Consider the following 24,648-nt stretch of genomic DNA (forward strand, 5'->3'; position numbering starts at 1 on the left):
CGTCCCGGTGCCAGCCGACCGGGACGCCGACGAACTCGATCGAGACGCCAGGCACGGCCGGCGCCGCGCGCGGCCCCGCCCGGGAACACCGGAGGCCCGCCGCTCGCGCAGGGCGAGCGGCGGGCCTCCGGGTAGCCGACCTGGCGCGTGGCCGGGTCAGCGAAGGGTCACTTGGTGACGGCCTTCTTCAGCAGCGAGCCGGCGCTGATCTTCACACCGAAGCCGGCCGGGATCTGGATCTCCTCGCCCGTGCGCGGGTTGCGACCGGTGCGGGCCGCGCGCTCGACGCGCTCGACCGAGAGCAGACCCGTGACCTTGACCGCCTCGCCCTTGGCGAGCGACTCCTCGAGCACAGCCTGGAAGGCGTTGAGGAACTTCTCCGCCTCAGCCTTGCTGAGCTCAGCCTTGCCGGCGATGGCCGAGACCAGCTCGGACTTGTTCAGCGACATGTGCATCCCTTCTCCGGTTCACGACGCACGCGACCCGCGCGTCGTCACGTTCACGATCCCGGCCGGCTCTCGCCGGGGGACCGGGGAACACACTAGGGAACATCCGCGGATTCCTGCGACTTTTCCGCGCGTGGCGTGCCGGACACTCGTCCCGGCTCACCCGTCGAGCGCGTGATCTGTCCCGCTATCGGGCCTCATGGCGGGACAGATCACGCGCTCGGGGAGGGCGGCGTCAGCCGCGCGGGCGGTCGCCCCCGCCGGGCTCGTGCGGCTCCTGCGGGCCGTCGTCCCCGGCGTCCGGCCCGTCGTCGTGCCGGTCGTCGTGCTCGTCGTCCTGCCAGCCGTCGGTGCCGCGCCGGCGCAGGCGCAGCACGACCGCCGCGGCCACGCCCACCGCGGCCAGCACCGCCACGGGGAACAGCCACGCCGTCGCCCACCCGGCCTCGCCCTCGGCGTCGAGGTCGGCGCCGGGGGTGCCCGTCCGGTGCACGTGCCCGTCGTCCGGCGCGCTCGCGGTGGGCGAGGGCGCGGACGACGTCGGGGTCGGCGTCGCCGTCGGCGTCGGGGTGGGGGTGGGCGTCGGGCTCGGGGACGCGGCCGCCACGGTGAACGACAGGTCGCCCTCGATGGGGTGGCCGTCGGAGGAGACGACCCGCCAGGCGACGTCCCAGTCGCCGCCGGGCAGGTCCGCCGGCAGCGTCGCGACGGCCTCCTCGCCGTCCACGGTGACCTTCGCGGGCGTCGTGCCGTCGGGGGTCGTGACGGCCACCTGGGCGCCCGAGTCGAGCATGGCGGCGCTGAACACGAGCGTGAGGGTGGTCGGGGGCTCGGCGACCTCGGCGCCGTCGGCCGGGTCGGACGAGACGAGCCGGTCGTGCGCGGCGGCGGGCTGCGCGACGGCGAGACCGAACGCGGGCGCGAGCGCGGCGGCGAGCAGGACGACGAGGGCGCGACGACGGCGCGCGGGTCGGGGGTGCACGGCCCGACCCTAGCGACCGCCGTCCTTCCCCTCACCCCACCCCGCGAGACGGTCCCGGACTCCCCGAGGCGGTCCCGGACCCGGAGCACCTCGGCACGGCCCTCCTCGGCGGTTCGTGGCGCGCGTTCCTACACTCGGGGGGTGGACTTCACCTCGGCCTACGCCCATGGCTTCGCCCGCGTCGCGGCCTGCACCGTCCCGGTCACCGTCGCCGACCCCCGCGCGAACGCCGCCGCGATCCTCGCCGAGGCGCGCGCGTGCCACGACGACGGCGTCGCGGTCGCCGTCTTCCCGGAGCTGTGCGTGTCCGGCTACGCCATCGACGACCTACACCTGGCGGACACGCTGCTGGAGGCGACGTCCGACGCCCTCGCGACGATCGTGGAGGCCAGCGCGGACCTCCGCCCGCTGCTCGTCGTCGGCGCCCCGCTCGAGGTCGGGAACCGGCTGCTGAACTGCGCGGTCGTCGTGCAGGGCGGGCGGGTGCTGGGCGTCGCACCCAAGTCGTACCTGCCGAACTACCGCGAGTTCTACGAGAAGCGCTGGTTCGCCCCCGGCGACGACCGGCGCGGCGCCACCGTGACGCTGCCGTTCGCCGACGGGCCCGTACCGTTCGGCCCCGACCTGCTGTTCGCCGCCGACGACGTCGCGGGCCTCGTCGTGCACGCCGAGGTGTGCGAGGACCTCTGGGTGCCCGTGCCCCCGTCGGCGGAGGCGGCGCTGGCGGGCGCGACCGTGCTGCTGAACCTGTCCGCGAGCCCGATCACGGTGGCGCGGGCGGAGGACCGGCGGCTCATGGTGCGCTCGGCGTCGCACCGCGGGCTCGCCGCCTACGCGTACGCGGCGGCGCAGGGCGAGTCGAGCACGGACCTGTCGTGGGACGGCCAGACGATGGTCTACGAGGTGGGGGACCTGCTCGCCGAGACCGAGCGCTTCCCCGACGGCGCGCGACGCTCCGTGGCCGACGTCGACCTCGACCGGCTGCGCCAGGAGCGGCTGCGGCAGGGGTCGTTCGACGACAACCGCCGCGCCCTCGCCGACCGTCTCGACGGCTTCCGCACCGTGCCGTGGACGGTGGACCCGCCGGCGGGCGACGTCGGTCTGCGCCGCAAGGTGGACCGCTTCCCCTTCGTCCCGGACGACCCCGAGCGCCTGGCCCAGGACTGCTACGAGGCGTACTCCATCCAGGTGGCCGGGCTGGAGCAGCGGCTGCGGTCGATCGGGCAGCCGAAGATCGTCCTCGGCGTCTCGGGCGGCCTGGACTCGACGCACGCGCTGATCGTCGCGGCCCGCGCGATGGACCGGCTGGGCCGGCCCCGCAGCGACATCCACGCGATCACGATGCCCGGCTTCGCGACGTCGGCGGAGACGAAGGACCGCGCCACCCGGCTCGCGACGTCGCTGGGCGTGCACTTCGAGGAGCTCGACATCCGGCCCGCCGCGGAGCAGATGCTGCGCGACCTGGACCACCCGTTCGGCGCCGGCGAGAAGGTCTACGACGTCACGTTCGAGAACGTGCAGGCCGGCCTGCGCACCGACTACCTGTTCCGCCTCGCGAACCACCGCGGCGGCATCGTGCTCGGCACGGGCGACCTGTCCGAGCTGGCGCTCGGCTGGTGCACGTACGGCGTGGGCGACCAGATGTCGCACTACGCGGTGAACACCGGCGTGCCGAAGACGCTCATCCAGCACCTCATCCGCTGGGTGGCGGACTCGGGCCGGTTCGAGGCGGAGACGAACGCCCTGCTCCTGGAGATCCTGGGGCAGGAGATCTCCCCCGAGCTCGTGCCGGCGGCCGACGGCGAGGCGCCGCAGTCCACGGAGGCCACGATCGGGCCGTACGCGCTGCAGGACTTCACGCTGTTCTGGACGCTGCGGCACGGCCTGCGGCCGTCCAAGATCGCGTTCCTCGCCTGGCACGCCTGGCGCGACGCCGACGCCGGCGGGTGGCCGCCGAACTTCCCCCACGACGAGCGCTCCGCCTACGACCTGGAGACCATCCGGAGGTGGGAGACGGTGTTCTTCCGCCGCTACTTCTCGTCGCAGTTCAAGCGCTCCGCGCTGCCCAACGGCCCCAAGGTCTCCCCCGGCGGCACCATGTCGCCGCGCGGCGACTGGCGCATGCCGTCGGACGCCTCCGCCGCCGCGTGGCTCGCCGAGCTGGAGGCGAACGTCCCGATCACGGTGTGAGGTCAGGGGCGCGCGACCGGCCCGAACCCGGTCCAGCGCAGCTCGGGCGGCAGGTGGCCCATGTCGTTGGAGAGGATCAGGGACGCGCCGCGGTCGTCGCGGTACTCGAGGGTCGTGAGGGAGGCGTTGCCGTACGGCATGCCCAGCCAGCTCTCGGGCGGGGCGGCGAGCGCGTCGCGCACCAGCCACGCGACCTGGAACGCGTGGGTGACCAGCACCTCGTGCGTCTCGGTCGCGGCGGGGCGGGCGAACCGCGCGGTGAGCGCGGCGGCCAGGCGGGCGCCGTCGGCGGCCTCGGCGCGGTCCTCGTCGTCGAAGAAGTCCTCCCACCCCGGCGGCACGGGGTCGGGCAGGTGGGGCACGTGGTCGGTCAGCTCGGGTGCCGCGGCGACGGGGACGCCGGGCAGCTGCGCCGCCAGGACCTGGGCGGACCGGGCGGCGCGGGGCAGCGGCGAGTGCCAGACGGCGTCGACCGGCAGCGCGGCGAGGCGGCGGCCGGCCAGCTCCGCCTGCCGCTCCCCCTCCCCCGACAGCTCTCCGAACGGGTCCGCGGCGCCGTGGCGCAGCACGTGCAGGTGTCGGGTCGGCATCCGCCGACGTTATCGGCTCGGCCGGCGTCGATGCAGGCAGATAGGGTGCTGCGGGCCGTTCCGCCGGGGACGGCGGCGGGAAGCACGGGGAGCACCATGAGCGAGCGACAGCCTTCGGGGACGACGACGGACGGCGTCGCGACGCCCGAGGAGCAGCAGGGCAGGCTCCTGTGGCCGAAGCTCGGCCCCTACCCGACGGAGGTCCGCCAGACGATCCGCGTGCTCGCGGAGATCCTCGGCGCCCCGCGCAAGAAGAAGAAGGGCACGCCGACGTCGAGCTCCGGCTGGGCGGCGCGCAAGCTGGGCGTGAAGAAGTCCCGGATGTCCGAGGTGAAGCGCGCCGTCTCCGACACGCAGCTGCTGCTGCACGGGCACGTCCTGGCCCGGTGGATGGCCGAGCACGAGGGCAGCTACCAGATCCTCGGGCCGCAGGGCCGCACGCCCGAGTGGCGGCCGCTGAGCCTGGGCGAGGACCACACGCTCTCGGTGCCCTACCACCTGTCGGCGTTCTTCCCCGCCGGCACCCTGCGCGACGAGCCGGTCGCGATCCACCTGTGCGGCGGGCACCCCGCGGACGTCACCGTCTACACGGGCGAGGGCCGCCGCGACCTCGCCGAGTCGGTGCTCGACGACTTCCTCACCGCCCTCAAGGGCGAGGGGAACCCGTACCGCGGCCGCATCCTGCAGGTGTCGGTGACCAGCTACGGCAACCAGGTCGGCTTCGAGCCCGTGCCCGCGACCCACGAGACGCGCGCCGACCTCGTGCTCGCCGACGCCGTCTGGGGCGAGGTGGACCTGTTCCTGTCGTCGGGCACCACGCGCCGCGCCGACCTGCTCTCCCTCGGGCTCCCCACCACCCGCGGGCTGCTGCTCGCGGGCAAGCCCGGCGTCGGCAAGACGAAGCTGGGCCGGATCCTCGCGGCGGAGGTCGCGGGCGCGATGACCGTGATGATCGTGGAGCCGGACGTGCTGCGACAGGCGTCGGAGAACCTCTACAAGGAGGTCGAGCGGCTCGGCCCCACCCTCGTCGTCATGGAGGACATCGACGGCGTCGCGAACGCGGAGATGCGCAGCTCGTCGGGCTTCTCGGAGTTCCTCAACGCCCTCGACGGCGCACGGGTGCGCAACGACGTCCTCACCCTCGCGACCACCAACGACCCCGGCTCCCTCGACCCCGCGGTGAAGCGGCCCGGGCGGTTCGACACCATCCTCGAGGTGCCGCTGCCGAGCCACGAGGGCCGCGTCGCCATCCTCAGGATCTACCTGCCGCGCCGGGGCGACGGCCTCGACCTCGCCGCCATCGCCGGCAGCCTCGACGGCGCGACGGGCGCGGAGATCCGCGAGGTCGCGCGCCGCGCCGTCCTCGAGCACGGCATCGAGGGCATGACCACGCGCCGCATCCTCGACATCACCGCGACGGGCCGCTGGAAGCCGAGCCCGTCCGTCGGGCACTACCTGTAGGTCCCGGCCCCGCCTGTTCGGCGCCCGGCGGCGGCGGCATGATGGCGGGCATGACCACTCCGATCCGCACCGTCCGCTCGTCCGTCGCGATCACCAACGGCTACGTCGTCCCCGTGGACGGCCTCCCGGTGGACGGCGGCACCGTCCTCGTCGTCGACGGCGTCATCGCCGCGGTGGGGGCGGACGTCGTCGTCCCCGACGGCGTGCGCACGGTCGACGCGGGCGGCCGGTGGGTGCTGCCGGGCTTCGTGGAGTCGCACGGGCACGTGGGCGTGCACGAGGAGGCCGAGGGCTGGGCCGGCGACGACACCAACGAGAAGACCGACCCGGTCGGCGCGCACCTGCGCGCGCTCGACGCGATCAACGTCGAGGAGGAGGGCTTCCGCGACGCCCTCGCCGGCGGCGTGACGTCGGTCGTCGTGAAGCCCGGCTCGGCCAACCCGATCGGCGGCCAGACGGTCGCGATCAAGACGTGGGGCGGGCGCACCGTCGACGAGCAGGTGATCAGCGAGGCCGTCTCGGTGAAGTCGGCGCTCGGCGAGAACCCCAAGCGCGTGTACGGCGAGCAGAAGAAGCAGCCGTCCACCCGGCTCGGCGTGGCCGCCGTCATCCGGCAGGCGTTCCTCGACGCGCAGCACTACGCGGCGCAGCGCGACGCCGCGGAGGAGAAGGGCGAGCCGTTCGCCCGCGACCTCGGCAAGGAGACCCTGGCGCGGGTGCTCGCCGGCGAGCTCGCCTGGGACCAGCACACCCACCGCGCCGACGACATCGCGACGGCGCTGCGCCTGGCCGACGAGTTCGGGTACCGGCTCGTCGTCAACCACGGCACCGACGGCGCCGCGATCGCGGACGTGCTCGCCGAGCGCGACGTGCCGGTGATCTTCGGCCCGATGCTCACCTCGCGCTCCAAGGTGGAGCTGCGCCACCGCGACATCGGGAACCTCGCCCGGCTCGCGGACGCCGGGGTGCGCGTCGCCATCACGACCGACCACCCGGTGGTGCCGATCAACTTCCTCGTGCACCAGGCGTCGTTCGCCGTGAAGGAGGGCCTGGACCCCCAGGTCGCGCTCGAGGCGCTCACCGTGAACCCGGCGTCGTTCCTCGGTCTCGACGACCGCGTCGGCGCGCTGACGCCCGGGCTCGACGGCGACGTCGTCGTCTGGTCGGGCGACCCGCTCGACGTCGGGTCCCGCGCCGAGCACGTCTTCGTCACCGGCACCGAGGTCTACACGTGGGACCGGGACGCCGACGGCGGCCGCGGCGCCGGCCGCGTGCGCGAGCGGTCGGAGCGCTTCGCCCGCTGACCTGCACGGCCGCCGAACAGGCAGAGGGTCTCGCCGCCCGGCCCGGGTCAGTGGATGAAGCCGGTCCGCTGGCCCTCGGTGGGCATCGGGCCGGTGAGGGCGTCGAGGTAGGCGACCTCCTCCTCGAGGTCGGCGAGGAACGACGCGGCGAGGTCCTGGCTGAGCCCGCTGCGCACGACGACACGCTGCACGGTGACGTCGGTGAGGTCGTCGGGCATGGGGTAGGCCGGCACGAGCCAGCCGCGCGTGCGGAGCCGGTCGGACAGGTGGTAGAGGTTCCAGTTCTCCGTGTGCCCCGGCTTCAGGCGCCACGCGAAGACGGGGATGTCGGAGCCGTCGTTCCACAGCTCGAACGCGGGCAGCTTCCCGACGCCCTCGGCGAGGAACCGCGCGACGTCGGACGACGCGTTCTGCACGGCCTCGTACCCCGCCCGCCCCAGCCGCAGGAACATGTAGTACTGCAGCAGCACCTGCGACCCGGGCCGGGAGAAGTTCAGCGCGAGGGTCGGCATGTCGCCGCCGAGGTAGCTCACGCGGAACACCAGGCTCTCCGGCAGCGCCTCCTCGTCGCGCCACACCACCCAGCCCAGGCCGGGGTACACCAGGCCGTACTTGTGGCCGGAGGTGTTGATCGACGCGACCCGCTCCACCTGGAAGTCCCACACCAGGTCGGGCTGCACGAACGGCGCGACCATCGCCCCCGACGCGCCGTCCACGTGGATGGGCACGTCCAGCCCGGTGGACGCCTGGATCCGGTCGAGCGCGGCCGCGATCTCGGTGACCGGCTCGTACATGCCCGTGTAGGTGACGCCGAGGATGGCGACGACGCCGATGGTGTCCTCGTCGACGTACGTCTCCAGGTCGTGGCCGTCGAGCACGCGGTGCTCCTCGCTGATGGGCACGTAGCGGGGCTCGACCTCGAAGTAGTTGCAGAACTTCTCCCAGCAGACCTGCACCGCGCTGGACATCACGAGGTTGGGGGTGCCGACGGGCTTGCCGGCGTCGCGCCTGGCCTGCTGCCAGCGCCGCTTGAGCGCGAGCCCGGCGAGCATGCACGCCTCGGAGGACCCGATGGTGGAGGTGCCCATCGCGTGGTGCGGGTCGGGGGCGTGCCACAGGTCGGCGAGCATGCGCCAGCACCGGTCCTCGACGGCGGCGGTGGCCGGGTACTCGTCCTTGTCGACCATGTTCTTGTCGGCGGCCTCGAGGTAGAGGCGGCTGGCGTGGTCGTCCATCCAGGTGCCGACGAACGTGGCGAGGTTGAGGCGAGCGTTGCCGTCGAGCATGGCCTCGTCGTGGACGATCTGGAACGCCGTCTCCGGCAGCGACTCCCCCGCCGGGAGGCGGTCGCGCGGCACCGAGCGCGTCTCTCCCGGGCGGACGAAGACGGGGTTGAGCTCGACGTCCCCGCTGCGGGGGCGGCGGCGGCCGCTCCCTCGGGTCCTGCTGACCATGGCGGTTCCCCTCGTCGGTGGCGGGTGCGGCACGTTCGAGCCTAGGTCGAGCCCGGTGGGCTCACCCGGGCAGCCGGGGTGAAGTGAGTTAGGCGACACGTGTTGCCTAACTGGTTTCTCCGGCGTAGCGTCGAAGACGTCGGAGAGCGGAGGTGACGGGCATGGACAAGCGGGTGGAACGCACCGCGGAGGCCCTGCGCACCGCCGTCCTCGAGCTGGCCGCGGAGCAGGACGTCGCCGACCTCACCGCGTCGGCCGTCGCCGCCCGCGCCGGCATCAACCGGGCCACCTTCTACGACCACGCCGCGAACCCGGCCGACCTGCTGGCCCGCGTGCTCGGCGCCGAGCTCGACCGCATCCGCGCGGAGTTCGACGCCGACGTGCGGGAGGTCGCCGGCCACGCCACCCACGACGACGCCGAGCACGTCGTGGCCCGCTACACCGGCGCGCTGCAGGCCCACGTCGAGGCGCACCTGCCCGTCTACGAGCGAGCGCTCGACGGCGGCCTCAGCGCGCCCCTCGCGCGGCTGCTCGCCGACCACGTGTCCGGCACGCTCGCCGACCACCTCCGGGCGCACCCCGGGCTCATGCCCCTCGACCCCGGCACCCCCGCCGACCAGGCCGACCGCTACGCCCGCGCCTTCGCGACGTACGTCGGTCTCGGCACCGTCGGCGCCCTCGAGGTCTGGCTCAGCGCTCCCCCGCCCCGCGACCCCGGGTTCTTCCCGCGCGTCGCCCACGACGCCCTGCCCGCCTGGTGGACCACGCCGTCCCCCTGACGTCCCCTCCGTCCCGGGACCGTCGCGTCCCAGGCGGGCAGGTGCACCCACTCACCGCAGAACCACGAAGGAGGGCCGACATGGCCGTCAGCACAGGAAGCCGCGTCCACAACAAGGTCGCGATCGTCACCGGTGGCACCGGCGGGATGGGCGTCACCCACGCCCGCGCGCTGGTCGCGGAGGGCGCCCGCGTCGTGATCGCGGACCTCGACGACGCGAAGGGCGAGGCGCTCGCCACCGAGCTCAACGGCACCCGGGGTGACGTCGCCCGCTACGTCCACCTCGACGTCACCAGCGAGGACGAGTGGGCCAGGGCCGTCGCCGTCACGCTGGAGGAGTTCGGCCGCCTCGACGTGCTCGTCAACAACGCGGGCATCGCGAACGGCGGCCCGATCACCGAGTTCGACACGGACGCCTGGCGCCGGATCATCGACATCAACCTCACGGGCGTGTTCCTGGGGATCCGCGCCGTCTCGCCGATCATGGCGAAGGCGGGCGCCGGGTCGATCATCAACATCTCGTCCGTCGAGGGCATGCGCGGCAGCGCCGGCCTGCACGGGTACGTGGCGTCCAAGTTCGGCGTCCGCGGGCTCACCAAGTCTGTCGCGCTGGACCTCGGCCCGTACGGCGTGCGCGTCAACTCCGTGCACCCCGGGTTCATCTCCACGCCCATGACGGCGTCCCTGAACCCCGACGACCTGCTCATCCCGCTGGGCCGCGCCGCCGACCCGGCCGAGGTGTCGCAGATGATCGTGTTCCTCGCCAGCGACGAGTCCAGCTACTCCACGGGCTCCGAGTTCGTCGTCGACGGCGGCCTCATCGCCGGCGTGCCCTCGAAGAAGGGCCACGGCCAGCTCTGACGGCCGTCACAGCCCGTCGAGGAAGTCCTCCATGACGGGCCCCGCCGTGTCCGACCCGCGGTGGCCGTCCTCGATGAAGACGGCCACCGCGAGGTCGTCCACGATGGCGAGCATCCACACGTGCTGCCGGGAGCCGTCGCCGTACTGCGCGGTGCCCGTCTTGGCGCCGACGATGCCGGGCACGTCCTGCAGCATGTCGGCGCTGCCCTCGGTGACGACGCCGTGCATGAGCTGGCGCAGCACCTTCGCCTCGTCCTCGCCGACACCCGGGGTCGAGGGCTTCGCCGCGTCCTTCTTCTTCTCGTCGCCCCGCACCAGCACCGGCTCGACCCGCTGACCGGCGGCGACGCTCGCGGCGACCGTCGCCATGCCGAGCGGCGAGGCCTGGACCTTGCCCTGGCCGATCATCGACGCCGCGTGCTCGGTCTCCCCCGCCTCCGCCGGCACCGCGCCGAGGAACGCGCCGACGCCCATCGACTCCGCCGCCACCTTCTCGTCGGCCAGGCCCAGGTCCGACGCCGCGGTCGCGAGGTCCGCCTGCGCGACCTTGTCGCGCTGGGCGATCATCGCCGTGTTGCACGAGTGCGCGAAGGCGGTGCTCAGCGGCACCTTCCCGGTGGCCGACGACGGGTAGCCGGGCACGTTGCCGAACGTGCGACCGTCCACCGTGATCGAGTCCGTGCAGGCCACCTTCGTGTCGGGGGTGATCCCCGCGCGCTGCATCGCGAGGGCGTCGACCACCTTGAACGTGGACCCCGGCGGGTACTGGCCGAGCGTCGCGGTGGACCAGCCCTCGCCGCCCGGGCCGCTCGCCGCGGCGAGCACCGCGCCGTCGGACGGCCGGATCGCCACGATCGCGCTGGCCGGGTCGACGTCGTCGAGCACGTCCTCCGCGTGCTCCTGCAGGTCCTGGTCGAGCGTGGTCCGCACGGGCGTGCCGTCCACCGCGTCGACGCGGTACAGCTCGCGCTTGTCGTCCTTGTCCTTCGAGGGCTCGCCGTCCAGGCCCACGTCGCCGTCCGCGCCGCCGGCGGGCACCACGGAGACGACCACGCCCGGCGAGCCCGTGAGCTGCTCGTCGTAGTCCGCCTGGAGCCCCGACAGGCCCACCACCTCGCCGGCCTGGATCGCGCCCTTCGACTTCTCGACGACCTCCTTGGTGGCCTCGCCCACCCGGCCCAGGATCGGCTTGGCGAAGGTGCTGGTGGGGCCCAGCTCCTGCGTGTCCTCGATCGCGCGCACGCCGATGATGTCCAGCGCGTCGTCGACCGTGAAGTCGACGCCCGAGCTCTCCTTGCGGATCGTGATCGCCTCGACGAACGCCTTGTCGCCCGCGGCCTCGACCTTGGCGAAGAACTCGTTGGGCTCCAGCCCCACGAGCTGCGCGAGGTCGCGCGCGGCCGACTCCTCGCCGAGGCCCTCGACCGCCGTCTTGTCGACCCCGAGGTGCCAGACGCCGCGGGACGTCACCATCGGCTTGTCGTGCCCGTCGAGGAGGTCGCCGCGGTCGGCGTCGAGCGTCTTGACGCGCAGGCGCTCGCCGGGCGCGAGGTCGGGCACCAGCACGTCCGGGCTCCACGTGGTGCGCCACGTGCCGTCGCCGTCGCCGCTCTCGGGCGCCGTGTACGCCAGGTGGGCGGTGGTCGAGTACGTCCAGGAGAGGTCGCGGCCCAGCGGCCACGCCCAGTCCAGCGTGACGTCCGCCGTCGTCGCCCCGTCCTTGGTGACCGCCTTGCCCACCTCCGCGACCTTCACCGTGCGCTCCCGCTTGCCCGCCGCGTCGACCAGCGGCTCCAGCACCTGCGTGAGCTGGGCCTGCGGGTCGACCGACCCGGGCGCCTTCAGCGGCAGGTCGCCCACGTCGCCGGCGAGCAGCGCGGTCGCGAGCGCCTTGGCCGCGGCATCGACCGGGGGGACGTCGGGGCTCGTGCAGGCCACCAGGGGCACGGCCACCACAGGGGCCAGGACGGCGGCGAGGGCGAGGCGGTAGCGGCGCACCTTGGCGAGGTTATCGGCTTCCTGGCAGTCTTGACGGCATGTCCCCCCGTGTCCTGGTAACGGTGCTGCATAGATTTTGTGCGGCCTCCGTCGCCGGTGCGGTGGTGGCCTGCGGAGTGATCGTCCCGGCGGCCGCGGCGGGCGCCGCGATCCCCGTCCCGCGGCCCGACGACGCGATGGTCCTGACCCGCGCGTGGACCCCCGTGGACGACCCCGCGGACCCCCTGGTGCTCGTCAACAAGTCCCGCCCGATCAGCCCGCGCGGCTGGGCCCCGGACGACCTGGTGAGGCCCGACGTCCCGGCCCTCGGCGGCCACGACCGGCTGCGGCCCCGGGCGGCCCGCGCCCTGGAACGGCTGGCCGCGGCGGCCGACCACGCCACGGGCCGCGAGCTGGTGCTGGCGTCGGCGTACCGCTCGGAGGCCGACCAGCGCCGCCTGTACGCGCGCTACGTCGCCGGGCACGGCCGCCGCGAGGCGGACACGTTCTCCGCGCGGCCCGGGTTCTCGGAGCACCAGACGGGGCTGGCCGTCGACGTGACCCAGCAGGGCACGTCGTACACCCGCTTCGGGCGCACGGAGACCGGGCGCTGGGTGGCCGCGAACGCGTGGCGCCACGGGTTCGTCGTGCGGTACCCGAAGGGCGCCGAGGACGTCACGGGGTACTCGGCCGAGCCGTGGCACCTGCGCTACGTGGGCACCGCCCTCGCCACGCGCATGCACCTGGCCGGGACCGGCACCCTCGAGGAGGCGTTCGGCGCCGCGGCCGCGGCCGACTACGGGCGCTAGGCCCCGGCGAGGGCGCGGCCGAGGCGCTGCGCCGCCTCGGTGAGCACCGCCGTCGAGGTGGCGAGGTTGAGCCGCAGCCGCCCCGCGCCTCCCGCGCCGAACCGCACGCCGTCCTCGAGGGCGAGCCGGCCGCGCTCAAGCACGAGGTCGGCGGCCCCGGCGGCGGGGACGCCGGCGGGCAGGGCGGCGCGGACGTCGAGCCACGCCAGGTAGGTCGCGTCGGCCGGCCGCAGCCGCACCGCCGGGGCGTGCTCGGCGAGCAGCGCGCCCGCGAGGCCGCGGTTGCGGTGCACGCCGTCGAGGAGCGCGTCGAGCCACGGGCCGCCGTCGCGGTAGGCGGCCGCGTGGGCCAGCACGGCGAGGTGGTTGACGGCGTGCCCGGCCTCCTCGGGGATGCGGCGCAGGTCGGCGGCGGCGCCCGGCCCGCCGAGCAGCGTGGCCGCGCGCAGCCCGGCGAGGTTGAAGGCCTTGGACGCCGACTGCACGACGACCGCCCGGTCCGAGCCCGCCACGGACAGCAGCGGCACGAACGGCGCGGCGCCCGCCGCGACGCGCTCGAACGTGAACGGCGCGTGGATCTCGTCGGCCACGACGCGCACGCCGTACCGGTCCGCGAGCGCCAGGACGCCCTCGAGCTCGGCGCGCGTGTGCGCGGTGCCGGTGGGGTTGTGCGGGTTGCACAGGAGCAGGACGGCGCGCCGCCCGGACCCGGGCCCCGTGCCCTGGTCGGCGGCACCCGTGGCGCGCGCGAAGGCGTCCTCGAGCGTGCCGGGATCGAGGCGCAGGTCCTCCGTGAGCGGCGCCTCCAGCACCCGGCGACCCTCGTTCCCGGGGAAGCCGTAGAACGGCGGGTACACCGGCGGCGTGACGACGACGGCGTCCCCGGGCGCGGTGAGCACGCGGAGGGTCTCGACGATCGCCACCATGACGTCGGGCATGGTGCGGCTCGACGCGACGTCCGGCACCCACCCCCACCGCTCCTCGGCGAACGGCGCGAGCGCCTCGGCGTACGTCGTCCCGATGTCGTACCCGGTGTCGCCGAGGTCGAGGGCGGCGCGCACGGCGTCGACGACGCAGGGCGCCACGGGCGTGTCCATCTCGGCGACGAACAGCGGCAGCACGTCCGGCGGGTGCACCCGCCACTTCACGGACGTGCGGCGGCGCAGGTCGTCCAGGGTGAGCCGTTCGAGGGGGTTGCCGACGGCGGTCGTCGCGGCGTCGGGCTGGTGCGCGGTCACGGATCCGGTCTACCAGAGCGGCCGACCCCCGACATGACGATTCCTCCGCGCCCTCGGTCGGGACGCGGAGGAATCGCTCCGTCGGTGGGTGCTCAGCCCGCGGCGGCCGCCGGCTTCACGACGGGCGTCCACTCCTCCTCGACGAGGGCCGGGCGGTCGTCGTCGGTGCGGCCGGCCCAGCGGCGCGCGTCCTCGATGGTGGCCGCGAGCAGGCCGCGCAGGCGGGCGTCGGTGTCGGGCACGAACGCCTCGCTGATGCCCTGCACGGCGGTCGAGACGACCGACGGGGCGGCGTCGCGCACGAACCGCTTGGGACGCACGCGCGTGCCCTCGCAGAACCGGTAGGCCCACTCGGCGGTCTTGGGCGACGCGGCCAGGGCGTCGGCGCTCTCCGGGGCGAGGGTGCCCTCGGGGCGCCCGTCCAGCACGTCGAGCATGCGCTCGGCGCCGATGATCGCCACGGCCAGCGTCTGCTGCCGGTCCGCGGGCGCGACGGGCAACGCCACCTGCGCCGCACGCAGCGCGATCTGCACGTCCCAGCGCGGGTCGGAGCTCGTCAGCCCGATGACGGACGGGATGAGCGGCGCGAGCTGCGGCCGGTTCCCGTCGGAGGTCAGGTCGTTCACGGCGCGGGCCAGCATCGCGAGCAGCGGGTGCGTGCACTGGGGATGGTCGCTCCAGCGTTCACCGGCCAGGAACGACGCGAGCTCCATGAAGCACGCGCCCTTCTTCGGGTTGCGGTGCTTGCCGCGCCCGAGCATCGGCAGCGCGTCGAAGGCGCCTGAAACAGATCCAGCCACGAGTCCACCCCCGTATCGGTCCGGTCCCCCTCAGTGTGCGTCCGCTGTGACCCACGTCGCAACGGATGCCGGGTATTGCACCCCCGACCGGGGGGCTCAGACCGCCGGGACCCCACCTCAGACGCACCCCGGACCCTCCCGGCCCGACGTCTGAGGTACCCCACGGCCGAAGACGGGACGGTTGCCCGATCCCCGCACCGGGGCCTCAGGACGAGCGTGGTCACCACGAGATCGGGAGAGCCGGCGGTGGCCGGCACGGAAGGCCGGGAGGACCGGCCGGTGAGGGGATCGAGATGGACCAGATGATCGGTTTCGACCGGGCCATCCAGGCGGAGCTGGAGTACCGGCGGGAGCGTCTCGCCCGCTCCTACCAGCGCGGCACGCCCGCCCCGGTGCGGGCGGTGGGCCGGTGGGCCGCGGACGCCGTGCGGCGGCTGCGCGCGGCGCGGGGCGCGGCGCAGCAGCTCGGCGCGACCCTCGACGCCGTCGCGGACCGAACCGACGCGTCGGCGTGGGAGCGCCAGGTGACGCGGCGGGCGGAGCAGATCGGGCACGGGCTCGACGCGTTCCGGCCGCAGGACGACGCCGGACGCCGGGCCGCCTGACCGGGGCGCCCCGACGATGAGCGGCACGACGGTCCGCGCGGCGACCGGCCCCGGAAAAGCAGCGGCGGGTGTGGGTGCGCGGTGGGACGATCACCTGGTGCGACGTTCCAGCGAGGTCCCCCTGATCGCCCGCCAGGAGGAGGTCACCGCCTTCCGCGGTGCGCTGGAGCGCGCCGCGGATGGCGAGCCCGGCGTGCTGCTGCTCGGCGGCGACGCCGGGGTGGGCAAGACGCGCCTGGTGACCCACCTCGCGGACCTGGCGCGCGACGCCGGCGCGCGGGTCGTCGTCGCCCACTGCGTGGACCTGGGCGACGTCGGCATCCCCTACCTCCCGTTCACGGAGGCGCTGGGCGAGCTGCGGACGGTCCCGGCCGTGGCCGAGGTGATCGCCGAGCGCCCCGCCCTGACCCGCCTGCTCGACCCGGCGAGCGGCTCGGGCACCGACCACGCGGAGCGGCTGCAGCTGCTCGACGGCGTCGCGGGCAGCCTCGCGGCCGCCGGGCGCGCGGGCTCCCCGCTGGTCCTGGTCCTCGAGGACCTGCACTGGGCGGACGAGTCCACGCGTGACGTGCTGCGGTTCGTCGTCGCGCGGATGCGGTCGGAGCACCTGCTGCTGGTCGCCACCTACCGCAGCGACGACGTGCACCGGCGCCACCCCCTGCGCCCCGTCATCGCCGAGCTGCACCGCCAGCGCCCCGTGGAGCACGTGGAGCTGTCCCCCTTCACGCCCGACGAGCTGCGCGAGTTCACCACCGCCACGCGCGGCGAGCCCCTGGACGAGGCCGAGTTCGACGCCGTGCGCAGCCGGTCCGACGGCAACGCGTTCTTCGCGGAGGAGCTGCTCGACGCCGGGCAGCCGTCGTCGGGCCTGCCGTGGTCGCTGGCCGACGTGCTGCACACGCGGCTGCAGCGCCTCGACCCCGCCGTGCAGCAGCTGGTGCGGCTGGCGGCCGTGGCCGGCCGCCAGGTGGACGAGTCCCTCCTGCGGGCCGCGGCGCCGCGCGTGCCCGGGCTCGACGGCCCCGGCGTCGCCGACGCGGCGCTGCGCGAGGCGGTGGCGCAGCAGGTGCTGGGCGTCGAGGGCCAGCAGGTCGCCTTCCGGCACGCCCTCGTGGCCGAGGCGCTCGTGCTGGACCTGCTGCCCGGCGAGCGCACCACGATGCACCGCGCGTACCTGGAGGCGCTGGGCGCCGACCCGGCGCTGGGCTCGGCCGCCAAGCGCGCCCACCACGCGCTGCAGGGCCACGACCTGACCGCCGCCCTCGTCGCGTCGCGGGAGGCGGCCCGCAGCGCCGCCGAGCTGCTCGCCCCCGCCGAGGAGCTGCGCCACCTGGAGCAGGTGCTGTCCCTGTGGGAGTCGGTGCCGGGTGCCGAGGAGCTGCTGGGCGCCGACCGCGTGGCGCTGGCCCTCGAGACGGCCGCGGCCGCCAGCTCCGCCGGCCTGTCGATGCGGGCGGAGCAGCTCGCCCGGCGTGCCGTGGAGGGCCTCTCCGGCGACCCCGACCGCCAGGCCCGCCTGCGCCACGTGCTCGTGCGCTACGTCCTGGACCTCGAGTCCCTCGACGACGCCCTGACCCAGTCCACCGGCGCCCTCGACGTGCTGCTCCCGGGCGCCACCGCCGCCGGCGTCTCGGGGCCGTTCCCCGAGGTCGTGGACGCCGACGCCACCCCGGAGCTCGCGTGGACGCTCGCCGTGCACGCGCGCGTCCTACTCACGGTGGACCGCGACGACGAGGCCGGCGTGTTCGCCCGGCAGACCGTCGACGTCGCCCGCCGCGCGGACGCGCCGGGCGCGGAGGCCGACGCCCTGACCACGCTCGCCGTGCTCGAGGTCGGCACCCCGGACACCGCCGCCGAGCTGGTCGACCGCGCCCGCGAGCGGGCCGTCGTCGCCGGCGACCTGCGCACCGAGATGCGCTGCTGGTACGGCCTCGCCACCACGCACTTCTACGCGGGGCACCTCGACGAGGCCGAGCGCGTCCTCGAGGCCGCCATCCGGCGGGGCCGCAGCACGGGCGTCATCTGGGGCGTCTACGGGGTGCAGCTGCTGGACCTCGCGCTGCTGGTGTCGTACTTCACCGGCGACCTCACCGACCAGCCGATCCTCGACGGCGCGCCCGCGCCGGCCCTCCTCTACCTCGACGCCGGCCGCCTCTACGCGACCACCGCCCGCGAGGGCGGCGACGCCGTCGCGGCGGCCGAGGCGCTGCGCCCGGCGTGGGGCGTGGACGGGCAGATCGCGCTCGTCGCGGGCGGCACGCTGGCCGACGCGCTGACGTGGGCGGGCCGGTACGACGAGGCCGTCGCGACCGCCGAGGAGGTCGCGGCGCACGTCGGCGCGACCTGGTCCGAGTACTTCCTGGGCCGCATCTGGCTGTCCGCCCTCGCGCTGGGGGGGCTCGCCGAGGACGCCGAGGCCGGCCCGCACGGCGCCGACGCCGCCCGGGCGCTGCTGGACCGCGGCGACGACCTCCTCGCCGTCGCGCAGGAGACGGCGCGCCGCGGACGCCCGCGCGGGGGGAGCCTCGGCCCCGAGGGGCGGGCGTGGCTGCGCCGCGCGGCCGCGGAGCACAACCGCCTGCGCGCCGCCCTCACGGACGACCCGGCCGACCCGGGGCTGTGGGAGGCGACGGTCAAGGAGTTCGACTTCGGCTACCGGTACGAGGTGGCCCGGTCCCGCTTCCGGTGGGCGCAGGCGCTGCGCGCGGCCGGCGACGTCCCGGCCGCCGAGGTCGAGGCGGCCGAGGCGCTCGGCGAGGCGACCGCGATGGGCGCGGTCCCGCTGGCCGACGCGATCCACGCCTGGGGCCGGCGCGCCCGCGTGCCGCTGCCCGGCACGCGCCGCACCTCGTCCGTCCTCACCGAGCGGGAGGAGGAGGTGCTGACCCTCGTCGCGCAGGGCCTGAGCAACCGCCAGATCGGCGAGCGCCTCTACATCTCGACCAAGACGGTCAGCGTGCACGTGTCGAACCTGCTCGCGAAGCTCGGCGTCTCGGGGCGGGCGGAGGCGGTCGCCGTCGCGCACCGGCGCGGTCTGCTCAGCGTCTGAGTGCCCAGGGTCCATACTGGGCGCGTGCCGGAAGCCCAGGCTGTCGGCTCCCCGCCCGGACCACCGCCCGGGCCCGTGCCCGGTCCCACGTCCGATCGTGTGCCCGGGCCGCCGGCCGGTCCCATCGTCGGTGAGCCGCTCGCAGACGAGGTGTTCGACCGCATCGCGCGGCTCGTGCACCGCCAGCTCGGTGTGCCCGCCGCCGCCGTGGTCATGCTCACGGACGACGGCGACGTCAAGACGCTGCCCGGCGCCGTCGGCTTCCCCGAGGCCGCGCAGCGCAGCCGCCGCATCGAGCTGCCCCGCCCCCTGACGACGATCGTCGCGCGGACCCGCACCCCCCTGGTGGTGCGCGACGCCGACGAGGACCCGCGCGTGGACGGCCGGCACGCCATCGGCGAGCTCGTGCTCGCCGCGTACGCGGGGTACCCGATCGAGGACGCCCGCGGGCACGTGGTCGGCGCCCTGTGGGCGGTGTCGTCGGAGCCGCGGACCTGGACGGAGACCGACCTCGCGACGCTGGCCGACCTGTCGGCGGCGGCCTCCGGCGAGCTGCGGCTGCGCGCCGAGCGCGAGCGCGCCCGGCTGGCCGAGCAGGTGGCGTTCCGCGCGCACCGCCGGTCGCGGTTCCTGCTGGGCCTGTCGGAGCGGTTCGCGCGCGTCACCACGCTGGACGAGGTCGAGGACGCGATCGCGCACGTCATCGGCACGGGCACGGGCGCCCGCTGGGTGTCGCTGGCGCTGGTGGACGCGGACCGCCGGCACCTGTCGTTCTTCACCGTCGGGCACCACCACCCCGGCGAGCCCGCGCTGCGCAGCACCCGCCTCGACGCGCCGCGGCCCGACACGCACGTGGTGCGGAGCCGCGCCGCCCTGCGGTTCCGCGACCACACGGAGATGGTGGCGAGCTATCCCGAGATGATGCCCGTGGGCTCCGTCTCGGAGGGGGCGCGGTCGTTCCTGCCCGTGATGTCGAACGGGATGGTCGTGGGCGTCATCGCCTGCGTGTGGGACCAGGCGCGCGAGCACGACGCCGAGACCGCCGCCCTCGAGTCGACGATCAGCCGGTACGTGGCCCTCGCCCTGGAGCGGGTGGCGCTGCTGGAGGCGCGGCGCCGGGTGGCGACGACGCTGCAGGAGTCGATGCTCACCGCGCCGCCCGCCGTGGCCCACCTCGACATCGCGACCACGTACTCCCCCGCCGCCCGCACCGACCAGGTGGGCGGCGACTGGTACGACGCCGTGGTGCGCGACGACGGCACCGCGATCGTGATGATCGGCGACGTCGCGGGCCACGACGTGCACGCGGCCGCGCAGATGGGTCAGCTCCGCTCCATGCTGCGGGCGCTCGCGTGGAGCCACGACGAGTCGCCCGCCGGGCTGCTGACCCGCCTCGACAAGGCGAACGCGCGCCTCGGCCCGCGGGCGATGGCGACGGCCGTCGTCGCGCGGCTGGACCGCGACCCGGCGCCGTGCCCCGAGGACCGGGTCGACGGCGCCGAGCCGCCCGAGCGCGCCTACACCCTCACCTGGTCGGTGGCGGGCCACCCGCCGCCGATGGTGCTGCGCCGCGACGGCGGCGTGGAGCGGCTGGACGCGACGCCCGACCTCCTGCTCGGCGTCGTCCCGTCCACAGCGCGCGTCGACCGCACGGCCCGCCTGCTGCCCGGCGACACCCTCGTGCTGTACACGGACGGGCTCGTGGAGCGCCGCGGCGTCCCCAGCGACCAGCGCCTGTCCGACCTGGAGACGGTGCTGCGGGGCGCGCACGGCGAGGCCACGTCCGCCGTCCCCCGCGCCCTCGTGCGCGGCCTCGTCGGCGACACGCAGCGCGACGACGTCGCCGTGCTCGCGGTGCGCGTGCGCGTCCCCGCCCCGTCCGGGCCGCCGTCGTCGGCCGGGCCCGCGAAGGCGGAGCGCCGCGTCGCCGACGACGACCTGAGCGACCTGGGGCCCGCGCGGCGCTGGGTGGACGACGTGCTCGAGTCGTGCGACGTCTCCGACGAGCTGCGGCGCACCGCGATGCTGCTGACCAGCGAGGTGCTCACCAACGCGCTGGAGCACGGCGAGGGCCCCATCACGGCGACCGTCGAGGTGGACGGGCGCCGTCTGCGGGTCGGCGTCCGCGACGGCAGCACGGCCGAGCCCGAGCTGCAGTCCCCGCAGCCGCAGGACCTGTCCGGCCGCGGCGTGCTGTTCCTCGACCGGCTCGCGTCGCGGTGGGGCGTGGAGCTCCACGACGGCTCCGACGCCGTGGGCCGCCACTCCGGCGTGGTCGAGGGCAAGACGGTGTGGTTCGAGATCGACCGGGAGGCGCGCCCGCTGACCGGCACCGTCAAGCGCGTCCGTCCCCTGACGCCCGCCTCGGGCACGGTCCCCCTGGTCGAGCGCGTGCTGCGCGACGACCGCCGCTGAGCCGCGCCGCCCGCCGTCCGTCGCCCCGGGCGACACCCCTGCGGAGCGTCGGAGGCCCGTCGTACCGTGTGAGACGTGACTCACACCGCCCAGCGCAGCGCCCCCACGCCGTCGACCACGGCCGCCGGCACCTCGGACGACGTCGGCGCCCTCCTCGAGCAGTACCGCCGCGAGCTCACCGGCTACTGCTACCGCATGCTCGGCGGCGCGTTCGAGGCCGACGACGCGGTGCAGGAGACGCTGCTGCGCGCGTGGAAGTCCTACGACCGGTTCGAGGGCCGCTCGTCGCTGCGCTCGTGGCTGTACCGCATCGCGACGAACGTCTGCTTCGACCACCTCGGCTCGACGAAGCGGCGCGAGCGCCCGATGGGCCTGGGCGGCCCGCAGCCCGCGGAGGAGCAGTACTTCGGCGACGTGCTCGCCGAGGACCGGTGGCTCGAGCCGGTGCCCGACGACGCCGTCCTGCCGCGCGAGGGCGACCCGGCGGACGTCGCGATCGGGCGCGAGTCCATCCGCCTCGCGTTCGTCGCCGCGCTGCAGCACCTGCCCGCCCGGCAGCGCGCGGTGCTCGTCCTGCGCGAGGTGCTGCGCTGGTCGGCCGCGGAGGTCGCCGAGCTCCTCGACACGACGGTCGCGTCCGTGAACAGCGCGCTGCAGCGCGCCCGCGCCACCCTCGGCAGCAAGGGGCTGCGGCGCTCCGGCGACGCCGCCGAGGCGGAGGACGCCGCGGCCGACGCGGAGGACCGGTGGGCGGAGATCGACCAGGACCTGCTGGAGCGGTACCTCGACGCCTTCGAGCGCTACGACATGGACGCCCTCGTCGCCCTGCTGCACGACGACGCCGTCCTCAACATGCCGCCGTACACGATGTGGGTGCACGGCAGCGGCGAGGTGATCCGCTGGATGACCGGGCCCGGCGCGGGCTGCCGCGGCTCGCGGTGCCTGCCCGTGCAGGCGAACGGCTCGATGGCCTACGGGCAGTACCGGCAGGACCCGGCGGGCGGCTGGTCGCCGTGGGGGCTCGCCGTGCTCGAGGACGACGGGAGCGGCCGCATCACCGGCATCACCACGTTCCTCGACACCGCCACCTGGTTCCCCCGCTTCGGGCTGCCGGACCGCCTGCCCGCGCTGTAGCCGCGCCGCGCGTAGCCCGCGCCCCGGACGGCCTGCTGGGCTACGTTTTCCCGCATGACCACGGACGCCCCGCAGCCCGAGGGCGTGCCCGGCTCGGCCGCGCCCCCGCCGCCCGCCCCCGACGAGGAGGTGGACGACTCCGTCCGCCCCGTCCAGCACGACAGCCGCAACCCGCCGCGGTGGCTGCCGCGGGCGCTGGCCATGGTCGTCGTGGCGGTGTTCGTCGCCACGTTCCTGTCGTACGCGTTCGGCCAGCTCGGGGGGCTGGCCGTCAACGTCCTCATCTCGTTCTTCGTCGCCCTGGCCCTGGAGCCGATCGTCGTGTGGCTGGTGCGGCACGGGTGGCGGCGCGGTGCCGCGGCGGGTGCCTCGCTGGGCGGGGCGATCGTCGTCGTCGCGGGCGTCCTGGCCCTGTTCGGCAACCTGTTCGTGCAGCAGCTGATCCAGCTGGTCTCCTCGCTGCCCGACCTCTACACGAGCATCCAGACCGGCATCGAGCAGCGCTGGGACGTCACCGTCCCCGACTCCGACGACCTCGTCGCGCAGGCGCTCGACCAGTGGGGGCAGGACGTCGCCACCGGCGCGATCAGCGTGGGCGCCTCCATCGTGGGGGTGCTCTTCGCGATCACCACGATCCTGCTCATCACGTACTACCTCATGGCCGCGGGGCCGAAGTTCCGGGCCGCCGTCTGCTCCTGGCTGCGGCCCGACCGGCAGCAGGAGGTGCTGACCCTGTGGGAGATCACGCAGGTGAAGGTCTCCGACTTCATCAGCTCCCGCGTGGTCCTCGCCGCGCTGTCGAGCGTCTTCACGTTCGTGTTCCTGCTGATCATGAACACCCCGTACGCGCTGCCGCTGGCCGTGTTCACCGGCGTGGTCTCTCAGTTCGTGCCCACCATCGGCACGTACATCGGCGGGGCGCTGCCCGTGGCCGTCGCGCTCGCCGCGCAGGGGCTGCCGCAGGCGCTCGCCGTGCTGATCTTCATCATCGCGTACCAGCAGGTGGAGAACCTGATCTTCTCCCCGAGGATCAGCGCCCGGGCGCTCGAGATGAACCCCGCGGTGTCGTTCGTCGGCGTCCTCGGGTTCGGCGCCGTGTTCGGCGCGCTCGGCGCGTTCCTCGCGCTGCCGATCCTCGCGACCGTGCAGGCCCTCGGGAACACGTACCTCCAGCGGCACGAGCTGGTCGAGTCGAGCCTGCTGCGCGACCCGGACAAGGAACCCAGCCGTGGCGACGGCCCGTGGTCGTCGCGCCGCCGCCGCAACCTCGAGGCCGGCGAGCGCGCCGCCCGCGAGGCCGAGGCCCGCCGCCGCGACGGCGCGGAGGAGTGAGCATGGACCTCGTCGGCGGGATCGCCCTCGTCGTGGCCGTCGGTGTCGCCGGCCAGGTGGCGGCGCGGGCGCTGCGGGTGCCGTCCATCCTGCTGCTGCTCGCGTTCGGCCTCCTCGTGGGGCCGGTGCTCGGCTGGCTGGACCCGGACGCCGTGTTCGGCGACGCCCTCTTCCCCCTGGTCTCGATGGCCGTGGGCCTCCTGCTGTTCGAGGAGTCGCTCAAGCTGGACTTCGGCCGCCTGCGCGGCGGCGCGCGCCGTCCCGTCCTCGGGCTCGTGACCACCGGTGCCCTGCTCACCGGCCTGGGCGCGACGGTGATCGCCCACCTCTTCCTCGACCTGTCGTGGGGGCGGGCGGCGGTCGTCGGCGCGATCCTCATCGTGTCGGGGCCGACCGTCGTCGGGCCGCTGCTCGCGATCATCCGGCCGCGCCAGCCCGTCGAGTCCGTGCTGGCCTTCGAGGGGATCTTCATCGACCCCATCGGCGCCACGGTCGCGCTCGCCGTCGCCAACGTGGTGCTGCACGCCGAGCCGGTGAGCCTCCTGGAGACCGGGGCGTGGGGCCTCCTCGTGGGGGCGGTGGCCGCCGCGCTGCTCGTCGTCGTCATCCGCTTCGGGCGGGTGCCGAAGGAGACCGAGGTGGTGCTCGCGGTCGCGTTCGCGCTCGGCGCCTACGCCATCGCCGAGGGCGTGCACGACGAGGCCGGCCTGTTCGCCACCACCGCCCTCGGCGCCGTGCTGGCCAACCAGCGGGTGGCACGCATCGAGCCCCTGCACGAGTTCGGCACCCACATCGGGCTGCTCCTCATCGGTTCGCTGTTCGTGGTGCTGTCCGCGCGCATCGACCTCGACGCGCTGGCCCGGTACGCCCTGCCCACCGCGGGCATCGTCGTGGTCCTCGTGCTGGTGCTGCGGCCGCTGGTCGCCGTCGTCTCCACCCTGGGCACAGGCCTGCGCTGGTCGGACCGCGCGATGATCGGCTGGATGGCGCCGCGCGGCATCGTCGCCGCGTCCACGGCCTCCGTCTTCGCGCTGCGGTTCGAGGACGCCGGCGAGTCGTTCCCGCAGCTCGTGCCCGTGATCTTCGGCGTCGTGCTGCTCACCGCGATCGTCTACGGGTTCACCGGTACCCCCGTCGCCAAGCTGCTCGGCGTGCGCGCGCCGGAGCCGGAGCGGCTCGACGAGGACGGCGTGCCCGTCGTCGACCGGGGCGTCTGACCCCCC

19 protein-coding genes are annotated in these 24,648 nt (G+C 75.0%); 12 read left to right on the top strand and 7 right to left on the bottom strand.

Features of this window, described 5'->3' with window-relative positions:
- Window positions 1-167 precede the first annotated feature (167 nt).
- Entirely contained in the window at window positions 168-449 is a 282-nt protein-coding gene (locus tag ACFU5J_RS00160; RefSeq protein WP_430573280.1) for an HU family DNA-binding protein, read from the bottom strand.
- Window positions 450-681: 232 nt separating this feature from the next.
- Complete coding sequence (locus ACFU5J_RS00165; RefSeq protein WP_430577409.1) at window positions 682-1,428, bottom strand: copper resistance protein CopC; 747 nt, start codon at window positions 1,426-1,428, stop codon at window positions 682-684.
- A gap of 141 nt (window positions 1,429-1,569) precedes the next feature.
- Between ACFU5J_RS00165 and ACFU5J_RS00170 the strand changes: the two genes are divergently transcribed.
- Entirely contained in the window at window positions 1,570-3,618 is a 2,049-nt protein-coding gene (locus ACFU5J_RS00170; protein WP_430573282.1) for an NAD(+) synthase, read from the top strand.
- Window positions 3,619-3,620: 2 nt separating this feature from the next.
- On the opposite strand, the gene ACFU5J_RS00175 is transcribed toward ACFU5J_RS00170, so the two are convergent.
- Entirely contained in the window at window positions 3,621-4,208 is a 588-nt protein-coding gene (locus ACFU5J_RS00175) for a histidine phosphatase family protein (RefSeq protein WP_430577410.1), read from the bottom strand.
- Window positions 4,209-4,304: 96 nt separating this feature from the next.
- Between ACFU5J_RS00175 and ACFU5J_RS00180 the strand changes: the two genes are divergently transcribed.
- Both ACFU5J_RS00180 and ACFU5J_RS00185 read left to right on the top strand, forming a co-directional pair.
- The gene (locus tag ACFU5J_RS00180; protein ID WP_430577411.1) at window positions 4,305-5,669 is read left to right on the top strand and encodes an AAA family ATPase; all 1,365 of its coding nucleotides are present in this window, start codon (window positions 4,305-4,307) and stop codon (window positions 5,667-5,669) included.
- A 50-nt stretch (window positions 5,670-5,719) separates the two neighbouring features.
- Window positions 5,720-6,973, top strand: coding sequence for an amidohydrolase (locus tag ACFU5J_RS00185; protein WP_430577412.1), 1,254 nt, complete (start codon window positions 5,720-5,722; stop codon window positions 6,971-6,973).
- A gap of 47 nt (window positions 6,974-7,020) precedes the next feature.
- On the opposite strand, the gene ACFU5J_RS00190 is transcribed toward ACFU5J_RS00185, so the two are convergent.
- The gene (locus ACFU5J_RS00190; protein WP_430577413.1) at window positions 7,021-8,427 is read right to left on the bottom strand and encodes a glutamate decarboxylase; all 1,407 of its coding nucleotides are present in this window, start codon (window positions 8,425-8,427) and stop codon (window positions 7,021-7,023) included.
- 161 nt (window positions 8,428-8,588) lie between these two features.
- Here ACFU5J_RS00190 and ACFU5J_RS00195 point away from each other — a divergent pair, with 161 nt between their 5' ends.
- Both ACFU5J_RS00195 and ACFU5J_RS00200 read left to right on the top strand, forming a co-directional pair.
- A complete protein-coding gene (locus tag ACFU5J_RS00195; protein WP_430573289.1) occupies window positions 8,589-9,206 on the top strand; it encodes a TetR/AcrR family transcriptional regulator in 618 nt (205 codons plus the stop codon).
- An 80-nt stretch (window positions 9,207-9,286) separates the two neighbouring features.
- Complete coding sequence (locus ACFU5J_RS00200; protein ID WP_430573290.1) at window positions 9,287-10,066, top strand: glucose 1-dehydrogenase; 780 nt, start codon at window positions 9,287-9,289, stop codon at window positions 10,064-10,066.
- Window positions 10,067-10,072: 6 nt separating this feature from the next.
- Here ACFU5J_RS00200 and ACFU5J_RS00205 read toward each other — a convergent pair whose 3' ends face one another.
- The gene (locus ACFU5J_RS00205; protein ID WP_430573291.1) at window positions 10,073-12,064 is read right to left on the bottom strand and encodes a penicillin-binding transpeptidase domain-containing protein; all 1,992 of its coding nucleotides are present in this window, start codon (window positions 12,062-12,064) and stop codon (window positions 10,073-10,075) included.
- A 38-nt stretch (window positions 12,065-12,102) separates the two neighbouring features.
- On the opposite strand from ACFU5J_RS00205, the gene ACFU5J_RS00210 reads away from it, so the two are divergent.
- Complete coding sequence (locus ACFU5J_RS00210) at window positions 12,103-12,852, top strand: M15 family metallopeptidase (RefSeq protein WP_430577414.1); 750 nt, start codon at window positions 12,103-12,105, stop codon at window positions 12,850-12,852.
- Here ACFU5J_RS00210 and ACFU5J_RS00215 read toward each other — a convergent pair.
- Window positions 12,849-14,090, bottom strand: a complete 1,242-nt coding sequence (locus ACFU5J_RS00215; protein ID WP_430577415.1) for a MalY/PatB family protein — start codon at window positions 14,088-14,090, stop codon at window positions 12,849-12,851. The genes ACFU5J_RS00210 and ACFU5J_RS00215 overlap by 4 nt on opposite strands.
- Before the next feature lie 92 nt (window positions 14,091-14,182).
- Window positions 14,183-14,890 (bottom strand): hypothetical protein, encoded by a 708-nt coding sequence (locus ACFU5J_RS00220; RefSeq protein ID WP_430577416.1) that lies wholly within the window; start codon window positions 14,888-14,890, stop codon window positions 14,183-14,185.
- A 302-nt stretch (window positions 14,891-15,192) separates the two neighbouring features.
- On the opposite strand from ACFU5J_RS00220, the gene ACFU5J_RS00225 reads away from it, so the two are divergent.
- The 6 genes from ACFU5J_RS00225 to ACFU5J_RS00250 all read left to right on the top strand — a co-directional run bounded on the left by ACFU5J_RS00225 (window position 15,193) and on the right by ACFU5J_RS00250 (window position 24,642).
- A complete protein-coding gene (locus tag ACFU5J_RS00225; RefSeq protein WP_430573295.1) occupies window positions 15,193-15,495 on the top strand; it encodes a hypothetical protein in 303 nt (100 codons plus the stop codon).
- 97 nt (window positions 15,496-15,592) lie between these two features.
- Window positions 15,593-18,544, top strand: a complete 2,952-nt coding sequence (locus ACFU5J_RS00230) for an AAA family ATPase (RefSeq protein WP_430577417.1) — start codon at window positions 15,593-15,595, stop codon at window positions 18,542-18,544.
- Between the two features lie 150 nt (window positions 18,545-18,694).
- Entirely contained in the window at window positions 18,695-20,959 is a 2,265-nt protein-coding gene (locus tag ACFU5J_RS00235) for a SpoIIE family protein phosphatase (protein ID WP_430573297.1), read from the top strand.
- Window positions 20,960-21,034: 75 nt separating this feature from the next.
- A complete protein-coding gene (locus ACFU5J_RS00240) occupies window positions 21,035-22,093 on the top strand; it encodes a sigma-70 family RNA polymerase sigma factor (protein ID WP_430577418.1) in 1,059 nt (352 codons plus the stop codon).
- Window positions 22,094-22,147: 54 nt separating this feature from the next.
- Complete coding sequence (locus tag ACFU5J_RS00245; RefSeq protein WP_430573299.1) at window positions 22,148-23,425, top strand: AI-2E family transporter; 1,278 nt, start codon at window positions 22,148-22,150, stop codon at window positions 23,423-23,425.
- Between the two features lie 2 nt (window positions 23,426-23,427).
- Window positions 23,428-24,642 carry a cation:proton antiporter gene (locus ACFU5J_RS00250; protein ID WP_430573300.1) on the top strand — a complete coding sequence of 405 codons (1,215 nt, stop codon included), beginning with the start codon at window positions 23,428-23,430 and terminating at the stop codon, window positions 24,640-24,642.
- Window positions 24,643-24,648: the final 6 nt, after the last annotated feature.

The organism is Isoptericola sp. NPDC057559, from assembly GCF_042801555.1.
Classification (GTDB): Bacteria; Actinomycetota; Actinomycetes; order Actinomycetales; family Cellulomonadaceae; genus Isoptericola.

What these genes read in the sequence shown, in the direction of transcription:
- ACFU5J_RS00160 (WP_430573280.1), bottom strand. Translation starts at nt 449, where the DNA reads ATGTCGCTGAACAAGTCCGAGCTGGTCTCGGCCATCGCCGGCAAGGCT.
- ACFU5J_RS00175 (WP_430577410.1), bottom strand. Translation starts at nt 4,208, where the DNA reads ATGCCGACCCGACACCTGCACGTGCTGCGCCACGGCGCCGCGGACCCG.
- ACFU5J_RS00180 (WP_430577411.1), top strand. Translation starts at nt 4,305, where the DNA reads ATGAGCGAGCGACAGCCTTCGGGGACGACGACGGACGGCGTCGCGACG.
- ACFU5J_RS00185 (WP_430577412.1), top strand. Translation starts at nt 5,720, where the DNA reads ATGACCACTCCGATCCGCACCGTCCGCTCGTCCGTCGCGATCACCAAC.
- ACFU5J_RS00190 (WP_430577413.1), bottom strand. Translation starts at nt 8,427, where the DNA reads ATGGTCAGCAGGACCCGAGGGAGCGGCCGCCGCCGCCCCCGCAGCGGG.
- ACFU5J_RS00195 (WP_430573289.1), top strand. Translation starts at nt 8,589, where the DNA reads ATGGACAAGCGGGTGGAACGCACCGCGGAGGCCCTGCGCACCGCCGTC.
- ACFU5J_RS00200 (WP_430573290.1), top strand. Translation starts at nt 9,287, where the DNA reads ATGGCCGTCAGCACAGGAAGCCGCGTCCACAACAAGGTCGCGATCGTC.
- ACFU5J_RS00210 (WP_430577414.1), top strand. Translation starts at nt 12,103, where the DNA reads ATGTCCCCCCGTGTCCTGGTAACGGTGCTGCATAGATTTTGTGCGGCC.
- ACFU5J_RS00225 (WP_430573295.1), top strand. Translation starts at nt 15,193, where the DNA reads ATGATCGGTTTCGACCGGGCCATCCAGGCGGAGCTGGAGTACCGGCGG.
- ACFU5J_RS00245 (WP_430573299.1), top strand. Translation starts at nt 22,148, where the DNA reads ATGACCACGGACGCCCCGCAGCCCGAGGGCGTGCCCGGCTCGGCCGCG.
- ACFU5J_RS00250 (WP_430573300.1), top strand. Translation starts at nt 23,428, where the DNA reads ATGGACCTCGTCGGCGGGATCGCCCTCGTCGTGGCCGTCGGTGTCGCC.